The organism is Pyxidicoccus sp. M6 (genome assembly GCF_055568925.1).
Genome location: NZ_CM145714.1, coordinates 1,585,368 through 1,602,982, shown reverse-complemented (window position 1 = coordinate 1,602,982; position 17,615 = coordinate 1,585,368). Strand labels below are relative to the sequence as shown.

At 72.1% G+C, this 17,615-nt stretch carries 8 protein-coding genes; 5 read left to right on the top strand and 3 right to left on the bottom strand.

All coding sequences use genetic code 11. The features are described 5' to 3' along the window. Positions 1-144: 144 nt before the first annotated feature. The 3 genes from ACVTJA_RS06765 (at position 145) to ACVTJA_RS06755 (ending at position 5,672) form a co-directional block, all read left to right on the top strand. The gene (locus ACVTJA_RS06765) at positions 145-3,057 is read left to right on the top strand and encodes a HEAT repeat domain-containing protein (protein ID WP_465834808.1); all 2,913 of its coding nucleotides are present in this window, start codon (positions 145-147) and stop codon (positions 3,055-3,057) included. Between the two features lie 225 nt (positions 3,058-3,282). Then, positions 3,283-4,698, top strand: a complete 1,416-nt coding sequence (locus ACVTJA_RS06760) for a reverse transcriptase family protein (RefSeq protein ID WP_465834806.1) — start codon at positions 3,283-3,285, stop codon at positions 4,696-4,698. Beyond that, positions 4,695-5,672, top strand: a complete 978-nt coding sequence (locus ACVTJA_RS06755) for a hypothetical protein (RefSeq protein WP_465834804.1) — start codon at positions 4,695-4,697, stop codon at positions 5,670-5,672. Before ACVTJA_RS06760 ends, ACVTJA_RS06755 begins: the two co-directional genes overlap by 4 nt. Before the next feature lie 19 nt (positions 5,673-5,691). Here ACVTJA_RS06755 and ACVTJA_RS06750 read toward each other — a convergent pair whose 3' ends face one another. Continuing rightward, positions 5,692-5,967, bottom strand: a complete 276-nt coding sequence (locus ACVTJA_RS06750) for a hypothetical protein (protein ID WP_465834802.1) — start codon at positions 5,965-5,967, stop codon at positions 5,692-5,694. A 149-nt stretch (positions 5,968-6,116) separates the two neighbouring features. Beyond that, positions 6,117-10,490: an RCC1 domain-containing protein gene (locus ACVTJA_RS06745; protein WP_465834800.1), complete on the bottom strand. Its 4,374-nt coding sequence runs from the start codon at positions 10,488-10,490 to the stop codon at positions 6,117-6,119. Between the two features lie 317 nt (positions 10,491-10,807). On the opposite strand from ACVTJA_RS06745, the gene ACVTJA_RS06740 reads away from it, so the two are divergent. Both ACVTJA_RS06740 and ACVTJA_RS06735 read left to right on the top strand, forming a co-directional pair. After that, positions 10,808-12,109: a metallophosphoesterase gene (locus tag ACVTJA_RS06740; protein ID WP_465834798.1), complete on the top strand. Its 1,302-nt coding sequence runs from the start codon at positions 10,808-10,810 to the stop codon at positions 12,107-12,109. A gap of 19 nt (positions 12,110-12,128) precedes the next feature. Further along, positions 12,129-12,761: a TetR/AcrR family transcriptional regulator gene (locus ACVTJA_RS06735; protein ID WP_465834796.1), complete on the top strand. Its 633-nt coding sequence runs from the start codon at positions 12,129-12,131 to the stop codon at positions 12,759-12,761. 124 nt (positions 12,762-12,885) lie between these two features. Here ACVTJA_RS06735 and ACVTJA_RS06730 read toward each other — a convergent pair whose 3' ends face one another. Continuing rightward, complete coding sequence (locus ACVTJA_RS06730) at positions 12,886-17,550, bottom strand: amidohydrolase family protein (RefSeq protein WP_465834795.1); 4,665 nt, start codon at positions 17,548-17,550, stop codon at positions 12,886-12,888. Positions 17,551-17,615 lie beyond the last annotated feature (65 nt).

Genomic DNA, 17,615 nt, shown 5'->3' with positions numbered 1-17,615 from the left:
CGCGGACTCTAGCCTCCGGCGCCCCGCGCGACGAGAGGCCGCCCGCTCATGCGGATTGAAGGGAGTGATGGACAGTCAGGCAGCCGGGCCGCCCCGCTCGTCCACGCGGCACATTCCGCGAGCGGGAGACTAGAGTCCGGGGCGATGCCCGACCTGGACCCCGCCACGGTGCGGTTGCTCGATGAGGACGTCGCGGTGCGGCGCGAGGCGGTGGACGAGGTCGACACCTCCGCGCTCCCGGGACGCTACGCCCTGCGGCAGGCCCTGCTCACCGACGAGGACGCGGAGGTGCGTGCGTCGGCCGCACAGCGGCTCGGTGGGACGCGGGATGCGCGCTTCGCCCAGCCGCTGCTCGATGCGCTCGCGGACCCGATGCCGCTGGTGCGAGACAGGGCGTGGCGTGCGCTGGCGCGACTGGGGGCACAGGCATTGCTGGCTCATGCGGTGCGCGCGGTGCGGGACGAGCCCGCGTGGTGGGTGCGCCGGGCGGTGGTGCGGGCCTCGGCTTCCGTCGCGGGCTCGGGAGCGATGGAAGTGCTGCTCGGTGCGCTGGAGGACCCGTTCTGGCGCGTGCGCCATGCGGCGGTGCAGTCGCTGGCATGGATTGGAACGGGCAATCCGGCCGTGCAGCAGCGTGTGCGGAAGGCGGCGGAGGGTTCAACGCAGGGGCCCGTGCGATCCGCGGTGGCGTGGCTCGAGACGGCGTGGAATGCAGCCCCGACGGAGGCATCTTTTTCACACGCCGGGCCGGAAACGGCTCCGGTCCTGGAGCAGCCGGGCTCTCTCGGCAATGAAGACCCGGCGGTGACGACGGCGCGGCTGGAGGCGGCGCCTGCCTCGTCACTCTCCGCTCGCGAGTTGGTGGAGTGGCTGGGTGACCCGCATGAGCCACTGCGTCTCCTCGCGCGTCGGCGGCTTCGTGAGCGGAAGGATGCGGACGCGCTGCTGCTCGCGATGCGCTGGCTGGACGAGCCCCGTGTGCCGCATGCGGCGGAGGAAGCGCATTCCCTGCTGGAGCGCATCGACGTGGAGGATGTGGATCTCGCCTCCCGTGTCCTCGCGGCGCCGCCTCGTCCGGGCGCGGTGGCCTGGGCTTCGCGCGTTGCCGTGCGTAGAGGGCATCCCGAGCTGCTGGAGCGAGTGCGTCGCCTCCTGCATCACTCCGAGGCAGCGGTCCGGCGCGCGGCGTTGTCCGGTCTCGTCTACGACCCCGACAGTCTCGATGACGTGCTCGCGGCGCTCGAAGACGCGGATGAGCGCGTGCGCGAGGAGGTCATCGCCGCGTGGGAGCGCAGGCCCCCTGCCCCCGCCACCGCCGAGACCTTCGCATTGGCGATGGTGCGCTTCGCGCCTCGTGCCTCCACGACTCGTGAGCGCCGTGCCGTGGCGGTGGCGGCCATGTTCCTGGAGGAGCCGGAGCTGCTCATCCACGCATCTCGCGATGAGGACCCGGCCGTGCGCGCCGTGGCCCTGCGGGCGCTCGCGTCGCTGGACCTGCTCACGGAGACCGAGCGTCAGGAGGCTGAGACACACGAGGACCCGTGGATTCGCTCGGCGGTGCTGGACGCGGACTCCGCGCTTCGAGTGTGCACGGAGGATTCGGACGCGACACTGCGCCGGACCGCGCTCGAGCTGCTCCTTCCGCTGGGCCGTCGGCTCGCGAGAAGCACCATGCACGCCGAGGGGCCTGAAGACACCGACGAGCACGACCTCGGCACCGCGGCCCTCGCCTGCTCACAGTCGCCCGATGCGTGGATGCGTGCTCGCGCCGCGGAGCTGCTCTCTCCTTCGCGCGGTCGCGAGGAACTGCGCGCCCTGCTGCGCCTGTCGCTCGACATCGCGCCCATGGTCCGTTCGGCCGCGGCATCCATCCTCGAAGCGAGTGACACGCTCGACGTGCTCCTCGATGACCTCCTGCACGGCTCCACGCGGGAGCGCGATGAAGCCCTGCGCACCTCCGCGTGGACGTGGCGCCTGCGCCTCGCGGACGCGTCCGCCTTCGAGCAACTCCGCTCCGCCCTCCTCGGCAAGGAGGAACCCGAGCGCGTCGTCACGCACCTCGAAGCCCTCACCCTCGTCTTCCCCGACGAGCTCATCGCCTCCGAGCCCGCACTCGCGCGTCACCGTCCCTCGCGCCCCGCTCAGCCGCGTACCGCTCCCGTGCCTCGCGCCGTGCCGCCCCGCGCCTCCGCGCGCCCGCTCGGCCGCACGGACATCACCGTCTCGCCGCTCGTCCTCTCCGGTGCGCACCTCACCTCGCCGCAGCCCTTCTTCGAGGCGCACGAGGCCGGCCTCAACACCTTCTTCTGGGAGCCGCGCTACGCCGCGCTGACGCAGTTCCTCCGCAGTGGCCGCAACCTGCGCGACGGGCTCGTCATCGTCGCGGGCAGCTACCACTCGGGTGCCTCCGCGCTGCGCCGTGACGTGGAGTCCGCGCTCCGCCGCCTGCGCACCTCGTGGCTCGACGTGTTCCTCCTCTTCTGGGTCCGCTCTCCCGAGCGCCTCAACGCCGAGGACTTCGCGGCCCTGGAGCGCCTGCGCGCCGAGGGCAAGGTCCGCGCGTTCGGCTTCTCCACGCACCTGCGAGACCTCGCCCGCGATGCCATCCGCCAGAATCCATGGCCCGTGGTGATGACCCGCCACAGCGCCGCGCACCCGGGCGCGGAAGGAGCATTCCTTCCGGAAGCCCAGGCGCGCGGCACCGGCGTGCTCACCTTCACCGCCACCTGCTACGGCCGCCTGCTCCAGCCCGCGCCCGGCACTCCGCCCGACGCGCCACTGCCCACGGCCGTGGACTGCTACCGCTACTCGCTCTCGCAGCCGGGGGTCAGCGCATCCCTCACCGCGCCGCGCAGCCGCCGCGAACTGCTCCACAACCTCGACGTGCTCGCCCGCCCGTACATGGAAGCGGACGCCCTGCCCGCCATGCGCGCCCACGGAGAGCGCGTGCGCGCCCGAAGCCGCCAGCTCGATGCACTCGTACGCCGCGCTCCGGGTGGACCGCGCGACGCCCTGCTCGCATTGATGGAGGAGGACGGCCCTCCCGACGCAGGGTGACCTTCCTTCTCCACGTCGAATGTGCTGTTCTTCACATTGCTCCTGGGGCCGCGTGCAGCCAGCCTTCCGTCCGCGATGTCACGTCGCGGCTGCCTGTGACTCCCATTGAAGGACGAAGCGGTACGAGGTCCGCCTGGCGGGCTTCCCCGACCTCGTCCGCATCTGCCGTGCAGGTGGCGGTGGCCCCAGGAGCTCGCAGTCCTCCACAGCGGTCGGAGCACCGGAATGGACCTCGTTGGCCTTCTCCTCGAGCTGAAACCCCTGCTGGCCGACCCCGAGGCGAACTTCGACCGCATCGTCTCCCTGCTGGAGCGAAACCAGGGCCTCGCCGAGTACGAGGTCGCCCGCTTCTACGTCAGCCGCTCCTGGCTCGAGCCCGTCGCCCGCCGCCTCAAGAGCGTGGACCCGCGCGAGCGCCTCCAGGCCGTGCGCCTCATTCCCCTCCTCTTCGCCCGCGCCAGCGCCGCCGGACAGCTCCGCCGCCGCGTGAAGGACCCGGACTCGCGCGTGTCCGCCCATGCCCGCGCTTCCGTGCGCCGCCTGGGGCTCGCGGACGTCTCTCCGCCCGACACCCGCGCCGACCCGCCCCGCTACCCCAGCGCCACCGCCGTGGGCGGGTGGAACCCCACGGGTTGGAGCTTCGGCCTCTACCCGAGCATGCGCGCCCCGGTGAAGCGCAAGCCCGCCGTCACCGCGAAGCTGCCCACGCTCAAGACGCGCGCTGACGTGGCGAAGCTCGCCGGCCTCCAGGAGTCCGAGCTGGACGCGATGATGCGCCCGGGCTCGGAGGCCGGCTCCGGCTACGTGGAGTTCGACGCACCCAAGCGCTCCGGCGGCACGCGCCGCATCTGCGCCCCGCGCGCGAAGCTCAAGGCCGCGCAGCGCGCCATCCTCGACACCCTCCTCGCGAACCTGCCCGCGCACCCCGCCGTGCACGGCTTCGTCCCCGGGCGCAGCACGGTGACGAATGCGAAGCCGCACGTGGGCTCCACCGTCGTCGTGCGCGTGGACCTGGAGGACTTCTTCCCCACCGTGCACTACCGCCGCGTGAAGGGCCTCTTCGAGGCGCACGGCTACGGCGACGAGGTGGCCTCCGCGCTCGCCGGCCTCACCACGTGGCGGCCCCGGCTGCCGGACGGCACCGTGGCCTGGCCCGGCGTGCTGCCGCAGGGCGCGCCCACCTCGCCGGCCATCGCCAACCTCGTCTGCCGCCGCATGGACGCGCGCCTCACCGCGCTCGCGAAGAAGGCGGGCGCCACGTACACGCGCTACGCGGATGACCTGTCCTTCTCCTTCCAGCAGCCGCCCGAGAAGCTGGGCCGCTTCCTCTGGTGGGTGAACGCCATCCTCCAGCAGGAGGGCTTCTCGGAGAACGGCGCCAAGCGCCGCGTCATGCGTCAGGGCGGCCGCCAGCGGGTGACGGGCCTCACCGTCAACCAACAGGTCTCCATTCCCCGCGAGGAGCGCCGCCGCTTCAAGGCCATCCTCGCCAACTGCCGTCAGCACGGGGTGGAGTCGCAGGCGCGCGGGCGCCCGGACTTCGCGCAGTGGCTGGAGGGCTATGCCGCCTACGTGCGCATGGTGCACCCGGAGCTGGGGGCGCGCTGGCAGCGCGAGGTGAAGGAGCTGCTCGCCCGATGAGCACCTACCAGGAATTGGTGACGCGCATCGCCGCCGAGCCCGCCAGCAACGAGGCGAGGCTCGTCTGCGCCGACGTGCTGTGTGGCACCGACGACGCGCGCGTCGAGCTCATCCACGCGCAGGTGGCGCTGAGCGGACGCCTGGACCCGGCCCGCCGCCAGTCCCTCACGAAGCGCGTACAGGCGCTGCTGTCCGAGCACGGCCGGCGCTGGCGCCAGCCGTTCGACGAAGCCCACGCGAGCGACGTGACGTTCAGCCGGGGCTTCATCGAGCAGGCCACCCTGCCCGAGGACGACCTCGCGAAGCACGGTGAAGCCCTGTTCGTCCGCGAGCCGCTGCACCGCCTGCAGGTGGAGACGAAGGACGGCAAGGGCCTGGGGCTCGCCGCCGGGCAGCCCTGGTTCGAGCGCGTGCGCACGCTGAAGCTCACCGGGCGCGGCGTGGCACACGCGGCGAAGGCGCTGGCCTCGGCGCCGCACGCGGGACACGTGGAGAAGCTGATGGTGGCCGGCGCCGACGACGCCGCCGTGCAGGCGCTGGCCGCGAGCACGTCGCTGAAGGGCCTGCGCTCGCTGAGCCTCTCCAGCGCCGAGCTGTCCGAGGCGGCCTTCGCCGCGCTCGCGAAGGGCTCGCTGACGCTGGAGGCGCTCTACCTCTCCGGCACCGGCCTGTCCGACGAGGGCGCCCAGGCGCTCGCGAAGGGAAAGGCGCTCGGCTCGCTCAAGCTGCTGGCCCTCAACCGCAACAACCTGTCCGACGAGGGCGCCCAGGCGCTCGCCAGCAGCAAGACGCTGCTCCAGGTGGAGCGGTTGGAGCTGTCACGCAACGAGGAGCTGAGCGAAGAGGGCGTGCTCGCGTTCCGCTCCGCGAAGGCGCTGCCGAAGCTGCGCCGCCTGGAGCTGAAGGAGATGTACCTGGACCGCGGCGAGCTGGAGCCGGTGCGCAAGCGGCTGGGCACGGGGCTGCGGCTCTGACAGCCCCGCGCGAGGCGGACTACTCCGCCTCGAGGATGGGCTCGCCCTGCTCGTCCAGCAGCAGGTCGCAGTAGATGCGCCCGTAGGAGTCACACTCCACGAAGCCCGTACCGCTGGGAGAGTTGTACCTCCAGTAACAGACCTTCGCCCCGGAACAGGACACGGAGGTGCCTCCCCCACAGGAGACGCTCACCGAACAGGGGCCGGCCTTCTGCCCGTACGCCCACGCCACCGCGGGAACCAGCGCTCCCGCCGCCGTGAGCACAGCCACCACTGCTGCCATCCACTTCGACATGGCCTTCCTCGCTTTCGGACAAACAGGGTTTGTCACGGCTCATGCTGAGCGAAGGAAGGGCCACCCGTCAATGCAACCCCATTGCGGATGTCGTCGGGTAACGGGCACCTGAGAAGGGCGCGCCGTGGCGCCCTTCCGCGCCCCTTCGCTCAGGGCAGGACGACGGCGCCGGGCGAGCAGCGCGTGCCGCGGACGCCCTGTCCCAGCGTACCGTGGAGGTTGCTGCCCCAGCTCAGCACGGTGCCGTCCACCAGCATGGCCATGGAGAAGTCGCCGCCCGCGGACACGCGCCCGGCCTGCGACACGCCCTTCACCACCACGGGCTCGGAATGCTGGAGGCTGTCCCCGTTGCCGAGCTGCCCGTGGGAGTTGCGGCCCCACGTCCACACCGTGCCCTGCGGACTGATGGCCAGCGAGTGCCGCGACCCGGCGCTGACAACCGTCGCGCCCGACACACCCTGCACCACGCCGGGCACCAGGCGCGACTTGGGACCCACCGCACCGAGCTGGCCGAAGCTGTTGTCGCCCCACGTCCACACCGTGCCGTCCTCGAGGCGCGCCAGCGTGTGGTACGCGCCGGCCTGCACCTCCACCACGCCCGTCAGCGCCAGCACCGGCACCCGCGCGTAGCGCGTGGTGGAGGAGCCGTCACCGAGCTGCCCGCTGGCGTTGTAGCCCCAGCCCACCAGGGTGCCGTCCTCGAGCAGCGCCAGCGAGTGGTGCTCTCCCGCGGCCACGAGCCTCGCCGCGTCGATGCCCTCCACCTGCACCGGCAGCAACTGCGTCTCGGCGGTGCCGTCACCGAGCTGGCCGAAGGCGTTGTAGCCCCACGCCCACACGCTGCCGTCCGAGCGCACCGCCAGCGAGTGGTAGCTGCCGGCGGCGATGGCCGTCACGTCCGACAGGCCCACCACCTGCACCGGCGAGGTCCGCGTCGTGGTGGTGCCGTCGCCGAGCTGCCCGAAGCCATTGCCACCCCAAGCCCACACCGTGCCGTCCCCCTTCAGCGCCAGCGAGTGGTAGACGCCCGAGGACACCATCTGCACGTCCGTCAGCCCGCTCACCGCGGCGGGCGCGGAGCGGCTCACCGTGGTGCCGTCGCCGAGCTGGCCGGAGGAGTTGTCGCCCCACGCATGCACCGTGCGGTCCGCCAGCAGCACCAGCGCGTGCTGGTGCCACGCGCGCACGTCGAGCACCGGGGGCCGGATTTTCGGCCCCTGCACCTTCACCTCCACCGGCTCCAGGCGCGGACCGGAGGACACGTCGCCGAGCTGGCCGTACTCGTTGCTGCCCCACGAGCGCACCGAGCCGTCGCGCAGCAGCGCCAGCCCGTACTGCTCACCGGCGGCCACCGCCGCCACGTCCGCGATGCCCGGCACCTGCTTCGGCATGGCCGTGGACGTGTACGTGCCGTCACCCAACTGGCCCAGGCTGTTGTCGCCCCAGGCCCACAGCGTGCCGTCCGTGCGCACCGCCAGCACATGGTGCGCGCCCGCCGACATGGCGGTGACGGTCTCCACCCCCGTCACCTGCTTGGGCAGCGAGCGGTTGACGTTGGTGCCGTCGCCGAGCTGGCCGGAGGGATTCGTCCCCCACGCCCACAGCGTGCCGTCCGTGCGCAGGGCCAGCGAGAAGGCCCGCCCCGCCGCCACGGACATGACGCCGTCCAGTCCCTTCACCTTCACCGGTACGGTGCTGCTGGTGGTGCTGCCGTCGCCGAGCTGGCCGGAGCCGTTGGCGCCCCAGGCCCACAGCGTGCCGTCCTCGCCCAGGCCCAGGCCGTGCGTCTCGCCCAGCGTCACCGCCACCATGCCGCTCAGCCGCTTCACCTGCGCGGGGGTGGCGCGGTCCGTCGTGGTGCCGTCGGCGAGCTGCCCGTAGAGGTTGCCGCCCCAGCTCCACACGGAGCCGTCCGCGCGCAGCGCCAGCGAGGTGTCTCCGCCCGCCGCGACGGACACCACGCCTGACAGCCCGTCCACCATGACGGGCGTGGAGCGCGTCACATACGAAGTGCCGCTGCCGAGCTGCCCCCGGTTGTTGGCGCCCCAGGCCCACACCGTGCCGTCACACGCCAGCGCCAGCGTGTGCTGCAAGCCGGTGGAGACGGAGCGGACGCACGGCACGCCGGGCACGGACACGGGCGACGCGCGGTGGATGTTGGAGCCGTCGCCGAGCTGGCCGGACGCATTCTGTCCCCACGCGAGCAGCGTGCCGTCGCGGCGCACCAGCAGCGAGTGGGCGCGGCCGGCCGCCAGCCGCTCCTCACGCCCGAAGCCGCGCACCTGCACCGGCACCGCGCTCCAGCCCGCCACGCCGAGGCCGAGCTGGCCGAAGCGGTTGTAGCCCCACGCGCGCACCGTGCCGTCCTGCCGCAGCGCCAGCACGTGCAGGTAGGCGGGGCACAGCGCCTTCACGCCCGACACGCCCGGCACCACCGCGGGCGTCGCGCGCGAGGTGAGCGTGCCGTCGCCCAGCTGGCCGTAGCCGTTGGAGCCCCAGGCGCGCAGCGTGCCGTCGGACAGGAGCGCCATCGAGTGCGAGCGCCCACCGCTGACGGCGGTGACGCCCGCCAGGCCGGGCACCTGCACCGGACGGAAGCGGTCCGACCAGGTGCCGTCGCCGAGCTGCCCGTCGGCGTTGTCGCCCCACGCCCACACCGTACCGTCCGTGCGCGCCGCCACTACGTGCGCTGCGCCCGCGGCCACCGCCGCCACGCTCGTCAGCTCGGGCACCAGCACCGGCGCCGTGCGCTGCACCCCGGCGCCGTCGCCGAGCTGGCCCTCGTAGCCCTCGCCCCACGTCCACACCGTCTTGTCCGAGCGCAGCGCCACGGAGAAGTACGTGCCCGCCGCCACCGCCGTCACGCCCGTCAGCGTCGACACGCGCACCGGCGACGTCTTACCCACCGTGGTGCCGTCGCCGAGCTGCCCCAGCGCGTTGTAGCCCCACGCCCACACCGTGCCGTCCCCCTTCAGCGCCAGCATGTGGCTGCCGCCCGCCGCCACCGCCACCACGCTCGTCAGCCCCGGAACCTGCATTGGCACCGCGCGGTCCGTCGTGGTGCCGTCGCCGAGCTGCCCGGAGGCATTGCGCCCCCACATCCACACCGTCCCGTCCGAGCGCAGCGCCACCGAGTGGTGGCTGGCCGCGGCCACCGCCACCACGGTGCCGGACAGCGACACCTTCACCGCGGAGGTGCGGTCCGTCTGCGTGCCGTCGCCGAGCTGCCCGTACGTGTTGCGCCCCCACGCCCACACCGTGCCGTCCGAGAGCAGCGCCAGCGAGTGGAAGCTGCCCGACGCGAGCGCCGTGACGCCGACGAGGCGCAGCACCGCCTCCGGACCGAGGTGGCGCTCGGAGCCGCCGTGGCCGAGCTGGCCGGACGCGCCGCCACCCCATGCCCACAGCGTGCCGTCCTGGCGCAGCACCAGCGCGTGCTGCGTGCCCGCCGCCAGTGCCGTCACCGCGCTCAGGTTCAGCACGGACACGGGCGAGCCGCGCTCCGTGGTGGTGCCGTCGCCGAGCTGCCCGGAGGCGTTGTAGCCCCACGCCAGCACGGTGCCCGTCTTGCGCAGCGCCAGCGAGCCGGAGTCCTGCGCGGCCACGGCCTTCGCGTCCGTGAAGCCCGGCACCTGCACCGGCGTGGTGTGGTCCGTCCACGTCCCGTCGCCGAGCTGCCCGGAGCCGTTGGAGCCCCACGCCCACACCGTGCCGTCCGTGCGCAGCGCCAGCACGTGGTAGGTGCCCGCGGCCACGGCGGTGATGCCGCTGAGCCCGGTGACTTTCACGGGCGACGTGCGCTGAGTGTAGGTGCCGTCGCCGAGCTGGCCTGAGCCGTTGGCACCCCAGGCCCACACGGTGCCGTCGTTGCACGCCGCCACCGTGAAGTCATAGCCGGCGGAGAGCGCCACCACGCCCGTCAGGCCCGGCACCTGTCCGGGTACGCTCTCCAGCGCGGAGGTGGTGCCCCGGCCGAGCTGGCCGTTGAAGTTGATGCCCCACGCCCACACCGTGCCGTCCGCGCGCAGCGCCAGCGAGTGGTACTCGCCCGCGGCCACCGCCACCACCTCCGTCAGCACCTGCTTCGGCGTGGCGCGGTCCGTCGTGGTGCCATCGCCGAGCTGCCCGGAGTTGTTGCCGCCCCACGTCCACACCGTCCCGTCCGAGCGCAGCGCCAGCGAGTGCGAGTCCCCCGCCGCCACCGCCACCACGTCCGTCAGCCCCGGCACCTGCGCCGGCACCGTTCGCTGGAAGGAGAAGTCCCCCCCGCCGAGCTGCCCGGAGGAGTTGCCGCCCCACGTCCACACCGCGCCGCCCGGGGCGATGTAGAGCGAGTGCTGCCCGCCTCCCGCCAGCCGGGGCAAATCGCCTTGAGGCACCACCCGGAACGCCCGGGTGGCGGGGGCGCCCGGCGTGGCCACGGCCTCGACCGGGCCCGGCTCGCGCTCACAGCCGGCCAGCAGCAGGGCCCCGAGCAGCAATCCCCACAGGGCACGGGCTCCCGCGTTCATGTCCTTGCGCATCGCTTCATCCTCCGGGTGTGAGCGCACGTCCAACTGGCTTCTCGCGCCGTCACACGAGAGGCGCAGCGCCAGGGGCCAACCGGCGGGGGCGGTGTATACGGCCAAACCTCGTTCCCTTGTACCGCGAGAACGACTCCCGGTGCCCCTCCAGGCGACCATCTGTTACACGGTTGCATGAGGGCGAGTCATTTCACTCCCAGGGCGTTCCGGCTCTCTCCTGGATTGGCGCGGGGCGGCGTGGCAGTTCGCTCGCGGTCCACACTTCTTCACACGGATTGCGTTGCGGTGCGCCCCGGTGAGCCGGCTATGGGAGGAGGATGGATTCGCTGGTCCGCTTCATCGTCTTCGCTGTCGTCTCGGGCGTCATCACGCTGCTCGCCCACATCTACCTGTACCGGCGCCTGTTCGTGGACACGACGGAGAACCCCCGCTGGCGCAGGCTGGGCGTTTGGGTGATGGCGGCGCTGGCCGTGCCGCTCCTGCTGTCGTGGTCCGTGACGCGCTTCATCCCCATGGACGCCACCTTCGCCGTGGCCACCGCGGTGTGGACGTGGATGGGCGCGGCCACCTACCTGCTCTTCGCCTTCTGGACGGTGGGAGGCACGAGGCGCGTGGTGGGGTGGGTGATGCGGAGACGGCGGAAGGTGGTGGCGACGGAGGCGGCCACCGAGGCGCGGCAGGTGGAGTCGGTTGCCATCGCCGTGGGTCAGCGCATGTCCCCGGCCATCCCTGCTCCGGAGGTGGTCCCCGTGGCGCTCGTCGCCGCGCCCGAGCCCTCGCGGCCCGTGGACGTGGAGCGCCGCCGCTTCCTCGCGCGAGCCACCGCGGGCGGCGCGCTGCTCGCCTCGGGCGGCGTGACGGGCTTCGGCATGTGGCGCGCCTTCCACGCGCCCGTCGTGAGCGAGGTCGCCGTGCGCCTGCCCGGCCTGCCCCGCGCGCTGGACGGCTTCACGATTGTGCACCTCAGCGACATCCACGTGGGCCCCATCATCCAGCGCCGCTTCATGGACGAGCTGGTGGCACGGTGCGACGCGCTGCGCCCGGACCTCGTGTGCATCACCGGGGACCTGGTGGATGGCCACGTGGCCTCGCTCGCGCCCGCCGTCTCCGCGTTGCAGAACCTGAAGACGCGCCACGGCACCTACTTCGTCACCGGCAACCACGAGTACTACTGGGGCCACGCGAAGTGGGCGGACGCGCTGGAGCGCATGGGCATCCACGTGCTGCGCAATCGCCACGTGCGCATCGGCGACGCGGCGGCCTCCTTCGACCTGGTGGGCGTGGACGACTGGGCCGCGCGGAAGACGCGCGCCGGCTACGATTTGGACGCGGCAATCGCAGGCAGGGACGCGGAGCGCGCCGCCGTGCTGCTCGCACACCAGCCGTCCAACTGGGCCGAGGCGGCGAAGGCAGGCATGGGCTTGCAGCTCTCCGGCCATACACACGGCGGCCAGTTCTTCCCCTTCACGCTCGCGGTGTCAGCCATCTGGCAGCACGACGCGGGGCACTTCCAGGAGGGGGAAAGCCATCTCTATGTCAGCCGGGGAACAGGCTTCTGGGGTCCGCCGCTGCGCGTCGGCTCTCCGCCGGAGATTGTCAAGGTAACCCTGATGGCATGAGGTATAGAATTGCATTGATATGGGTAGGGAACCGGCTCAGCGGGAAATCAAACAGGAGCGGGCGGCGCGCACGCGGGTGGAAATCCTCGAGGCGGCCATCAACCTGTTCTCCCGCCGCGGCTTCCTCGCCACGACGATGGCGGACCTGTCGCGCGCCATCCGGATGACGCCCGGGGCGCTGTACTGGCATTTCCCCACCAAGGAGGACCTGCTGCTGGCGGCGATTGAAGAGCTGCACCAGCGCTGCGTCCGCGAGTTCAGCAACCACCTCCAGGAAGCCCGCGCCCGCCCCGCGCGGGAGCAGCTCCAGGCCTTCACCGAGCGCACCCAGGAGTTCCTCCGCTGCCATCGGGAGTACGGCATCTTCTTCGCCATGCTGGCGGCCGAGGCGGCGGAGTCGAACGACCGCGTCGCGGACGCCATCCGCGAGAAGCTGGCCCTCTACGCGAAGGTGCTGGAAGGCATCATCCGCCACGGCCAGAGGACGGGCGAGTTCCGCCAGGACGTGGACGCCCTGCACGCCGCCCACGGCCTCTTCGGCGGCTACATGGGCGTGCTGGTGCATCAGAACCTCTTCCGCGCCACGCTCGACCATGACCCGCTGGTGGCCGCGCTGCACAGCCTGATGACGGCTGGGGCGCAGGCGAGGTAGCGCGGGACGCGCGCAATCCCTCTCATCCCCGGCACCCGGAAATGAACCGGGCGGCCCCCGACTCGTGGGGACCGCCCGTTCAATGTCTCTCAACGGCTCGCGCGGCGCTCAGGCCGCGCCAGCCTCACGGAGCCAGGGCCGGAGCGGTGATGACGTTCACCGCGCCGGGCGTCACCGTCGTCGTCTTCTTGAAGTCGGCCGCGTTGACGTTGGTGTCCACGGAGTCCGCGCTGCGCGACAGGGATATCTCGCTGGTGGCGGACACGGTGTCGACCAGCGTGGTGGTCGCCTCCGTGCCCTCCGTGACGTTGACCGTGCCCGTCACGCCATTGATGGCCGCCTCGGTGATGGCACCGCCGTAGGACAGCGCATCCACGACGCGCGCCTGCGTCGTGTCGAAGATGGCCACCGCGTCCGGGTTGCCGTTCTGGATGACGGCCGGCCCGGCGAGCTTCTTCACCGCCGCCGAGGTGATGCCATTCAGGACGGTCTCCGAGCCGACCACCAGGTACTGGCCCGGCGCCAGCGACGTGGCGGGCGCCAGGTTGATGCGGGCGTACTCCTTCTTGTCCGACCCGTTGACGAACACCAGCACCAGTCCGCTCAGCGACACCTCGGAAGCGGAGCTGTTGTAGATCTCCACGAACTCCTTCGTGTCCGTGCTCTGCTGGTCGTAGTCGATTTCGTTGATGACCAGCCCGCGGCCCGCGACGACGACGACGTTCACCTGGGCCGTCTTCTCCACGCCACCGAAGCTCGCCTTGACGGTGACCTGGGCCGGAGCGTCGAGCTCCGCGGCGGTGAAGATGAAGGTGGCCGTCGCGGCATCCTTCGCCACGCGCACCGTGGGCGGCACCGAGCCCACGCCCGTCGCGGGCTCCAGGGTCAGCGCCACGTCCGTGTCGTCTGTCTGGGCGGGACGGTCCAGCGTCACCGTGAAGGTGAGCGTCCGGCCCGACGCCACCGACGCCGTCGCCGGAGACAGCGCGCTCAGCTTCGGCGGCGGCGGCGTCACCACGAGGTCCGCCTCCCGGGTGATGCCGAACAGCGAGGCGGACACCTTGCCCGCGCCCCCACCGTCCGCGTCGGCGGTGAAGGTGAAGGTGGCCTCCGTCTGGCCCGTGAGCAGCGTCACCGTGGCGGGCACCGAGCCGTAGCGCGTCACGCCCGTCCCCGGCGTGGCCGCCAACGTCACCACCGAGTCCTGCGTCGCGGGCCGGTCCACCGTCAGCCGGAACTCGCGCGTGCCACCGGCGGGCACCGGCCCGGCCGTGAGCGGTTCCACGGACACCAGGCGCGGCGCCTCCTGGTCCAGCGTCAGGGTGGTGCTGGCCGTGCTGCTGCCCAGCTCCGCCTTCACCGTGCCCGAGGCGCCCGCGGCATCCGCGTCCGCGGTGAAGGTGAAGCTCGCCCGCATGGCGTTCTCCGCCACCGCCAGCATCCCGTTCGCCGGGACGACGGAGCCGAAGCCCGTCGCCGGCTCCACGCTCAGCGTCACCGTGGTGTTGGCGGGCGCCGGCCGGTCCAGCACCACCGTCAGCGTCGTCGTTCCGCCCGGCACAATCTTCGCCGAGGCGGAGTCGATGCCGGTGACGTTGGGCTGCTCGTTCTGTCCCAGCACGCGCACCTCGTGCTGCACGGAGGAGCTCCCCAGCGTCGCCGTGAGGGTGACGGCGGCGGCCTGGGCCCGCGGCTCCAGCTTCACCGTCGCGGACGTCTGGCCCGCGGGGATGACCACGCCGCCATTCACCGCGCCCAGCGCCGAGCCGTCACTGGAGGCGATGGCCACGGTGACGTCCTCGGGGAAGGTGGAGGCCATGGCCACGGTGAGCGCCGCCGGGAAGGTGTCCCCGGTGGGCGAGCCCACGCGGATGTAGCCGCCACCGGTGAAGCCCGTCAGCGCGGGCAGCGGCGGCAGCGGGACGCGCATGTCGCCCGCGCCGCGCGGCAGGAGCCGGTACTCGTTGAAGCTGAAGGTCAGCGGGCCGCGCAGGGTGATGTACCGCGTGCCCAGGGCCGGCAACGGGAAGTCGTAGGCCTGGTCATCCACCTTGAGGCCCGCCGTGGCATTCTGGTTCTCGTCCACGGTGATGGAGCCGCGGGTGTCCTTGCCGCTGGTGACGTAGACGTCGCGCAGCTCCAGCAGCACGCCGTCCAGCGCCTCGGCGCGAGCGCCGCCGGTGCGCACCTCCTCGGAGCGGACCACCACCGGGTCCGGCAGCCCGTTGCCCGAGCTGAGCTTCGTGAACGTCACGTTCGTGAGCTCCAGCACGCCGAAGTAGAGCACGAGGTTCGCCTGGGTGATGTCCAGCCGGTCACCCACGGCGATTTCCGCCTTGGGCCCGAAGACGTAGATGCCGGAGTACTCCACGCCCTTGCCCGCGGGGGGCGGGAAGGCCTGGACGAAGTAGCCGCTGGTGCCGGTGGCATTCACCGCGGTGACGATGACGTTGGACAGCGCCACCTTGTTGTTGAGCAGCGGAACGGCGCCACTCACCTTCGTCTTCAGCTCGTGGATGGTGCTGGGGCACGGGGCGCCATCGGGGTTCGCCACGAGGCACGCGTCGCACGCGTTGCCCTGGCCGTCACCGTCCGTGTCCACCTGGTCCGGGTTGGCCAGGTAGGGGCAGTTGTCGCCCGGAGACAGGATGCCGTCGAAGTCCGCGTCCGAGGGGTCCGTCTTGTCGCAGGTGCCGCCGGCCTGCGCGGGGCAGCCGTCGCACACATCGCCCTTGCCGTCCGAGTCCCCGTCCGCCTGGTTCGCGTTGGCCAGGAAGGGGCAGTTGTCCTTCCACGTGGGCACGCCGTCGCCGTCGTCGTCCGCGGGGTTCTTCACGGTGCACGAGGTGGCGTTGGCGTCCAGCGGGCACGGGTCGCACGCGTCACCCACGCGGTCCCCGTCCGAGTCCGCCTGCGCGCCGTTGTCCATGGGGCGCACGGGGTTGAAGATGGTGGGGCAGTTGTCCGCGCTGTCGATGACGCCGTCGCCGTCCTTGTCGTCCGGCTTCACCTCGCTGGTGTAGAGCGAGGAGCCGTTGATGGAGGCCATCCACCGCGAGTCCTCGGAGGCGCGGCGGGGCGCGCACACGGGCTCGTTCTGCGGCGCGCCGCAGGCGAACAGCGGGTACGCGCTGCTGTTGGCCGCCTGCAGGGCCGCCAGGTTCTTGCCCACCTCCGACTCGAGGCACACCGCCTTGGCGGCGCCGCACACGTCCAGCGTGTCGCAGGCGTCCGCGCCCTTCAGCGCGTCCATCAGGGCGCCGTCACCGTAGAGCGCCTTGCCGCCGCGCATGGTGAGGACCACGTCCTCGGGGTTGGCCGTCACCACCGCGCGGTGCGGCGAGTTGGCGAAGGTGCGCAGCCGGTAGATGGCCAGGTCCGCGAGCTTGCCCGGGGCGATGCGGCCCACCTTCTCGAAGATGTCCGTCGCGTCCGCGGCGTTGGCCGTCACCATGCGCCACAGCTGCTCGTCGGACAGCGTCTTCGCGTAGTACGTGGTGTTGAGGTAGTCCGCGCACTGGAGCTCGCGCAGCAGGTTCATGGAGCCGGACTGGAGCCAGTCGGTGCCCAGGGCGATGCTGACGCCCAGGTGCTGGTAGGCCGGAATCATGGCCGTGTCGCCGTACAGCGCGATGTTGGAGCGCGGCGACCAGATGAGGCCGGTGCCCCGCGCCGCCATGGTGGCGATGTCCTTCGCCGTCAGGCCCATGCCGTGGACGATGGCCGTGCGCGCGAAGAGCACGTCGGAGTTGCCAGAGGACAGGCAGCGGAACTCGTTGGCCGCCCGGGCGTCGATGCCCTCGGCGATGTGCGGCAGGTAGGCGGCCACCTTCGGCAGCCCCGAGGACGACGGCAGCGCCGGGTAGTTGCAGCCCGTGGACAGCGTCTCACCGCCGTTGTCACCCAGCGGGAAGGTGTCCGAGTCCGCGTAGCCCTCCTCGAGTCCCTCCTGGCGGGCCACCGTGCTGGAGTCCACGTTGCGCATGAGGCGCTGCGCGCCGCCAGCGGAGCCGCCGGCGCCCGCGATGCTGGTGGTGCCCGCCATCACCTGCCGCAGCTCCTGGAAGCCGAGGACGTCAGCGGCCGTCTTGCTGCCGTTGTTGTCGATGCGCGTGTGCCCATTCAGGCCGCGGCGCCAGTCCTGGCGCTGCTCGAAGCGCTCCTCCGGCGTCGTCGAGACATACGGCTTGTCCGGGAAGGTGATGTGGTCGTGCGAGTTGATGAGGCCCGGGGAGATGACGCCCGTCGGGCAGGACACCTGCGTGGCGTCCGCGGCGCCGGCCGTGCTGGAGCAGTCGCACGCGGAGCACTGGATGACGCCCTTGTCGTCCACCAGCACCTGGCCGCCCAGCAGCGTCTCGCCGTCCTTCAGCACCACGCCCGTGAAGAGGCGCGCGCCGTTGCCCGCCTTCGTCACCTCGCAGGTGGCCCCGCTCGGGAGCGCGGGCGCGGACGCGGCGGCGCAGCGGCTCACCACGAACGAGCAGTCCGCCGCGCAGGCATCACCCCCGTCCGTGTTGCCGTCGTCGCATACCTCCAGCCCCTCCACCTTGCCGTTGCCACATCGGGCGGTGGCGGCGGGCGTCGGCGTACAGTCCGACTCGCAGCCGTCACCGTTGGCGCGGTTGTTGTCGTCGCACTGCTCGCTGCCCTCCTTCACCCCGTTGCCGCAGACGGGCGGGGCGATGCCACAGCCGTCTCCCTCACAGGTAGGGTCGTCCGAACATGCGGCGTTGAAGAGTAGGACCGCGCCGAGCGCAGCCAGCAGGAGGCGTGGGTACATTCGCATTCGGTGGGTCTCCCGGCGGACACCGCCACGGGGAAGGTGGCAGGTCCTTGGCACGCTCGGAGCGT

Excerpts from the sequence above, each read along its gene's own strand:
- ACVTJA_RS06735 (WP_465834796.1), top strand. The coding sequence starts at position 12,129 with ATGGGTAGGGAACCGGCTCAGCGGGAAATCAAACAGGAGCGGGCGGCG.
- ACVTJA_RS06730 (WP_465834795.1), bottom strand. The coding sequence starts at position 17,550 with ATGCGAATGTACCCACGCCTCCTGCTGGCTGCGCTCGGCGCGGTCCTA.
- ACVTJA_RS06765 (WP_465834808.1), top strand. The coding sequence starts at position 145 with ATGCCCGACCTGGACCCCGCCACGGTGCGGTTGCTCGATGAGGACGTC.
- ACVTJA_RS06760 (WP_465834806.1), top strand. The coding sequence starts at position 3,283 with ATGGACCTCGTTGGCCTTCTCCTCGAGCTGAAACCCCTGCTGGCCGAC.
- ACVTJA_RS06750 (WP_465834802.1), bottom strand. The coding sequence starts at position 5,967 with ATGTCGAAGTGGATGGCAGCAGTGGTGGCTGTGCTCACGGCGGCGGGA.
- ACVTJA_RS06740 (WP_465834798.1), top strand. The coding sequence starts at position 10,808 with ATGGATTCGCTGGTCCGCTTCATCGTCTTCGCTGTCGTCTCGGGCGTC.
- ACVTJA_RS06745 (WP_465834800.1), bottom strand. The coding sequence starts at position 10,490 with ATGCGCAAGGACATGAACGCGGGAGCCCGTGCCCTGTGGGGATTGCTG.
- ACVTJA_RS06755 (WP_465834804.1), top strand. The coding sequence starts at position 4,695 with ATGAGCACCTACCAGGAATTGGTGACGCGCATCGCCGCCGAGCCCGCC.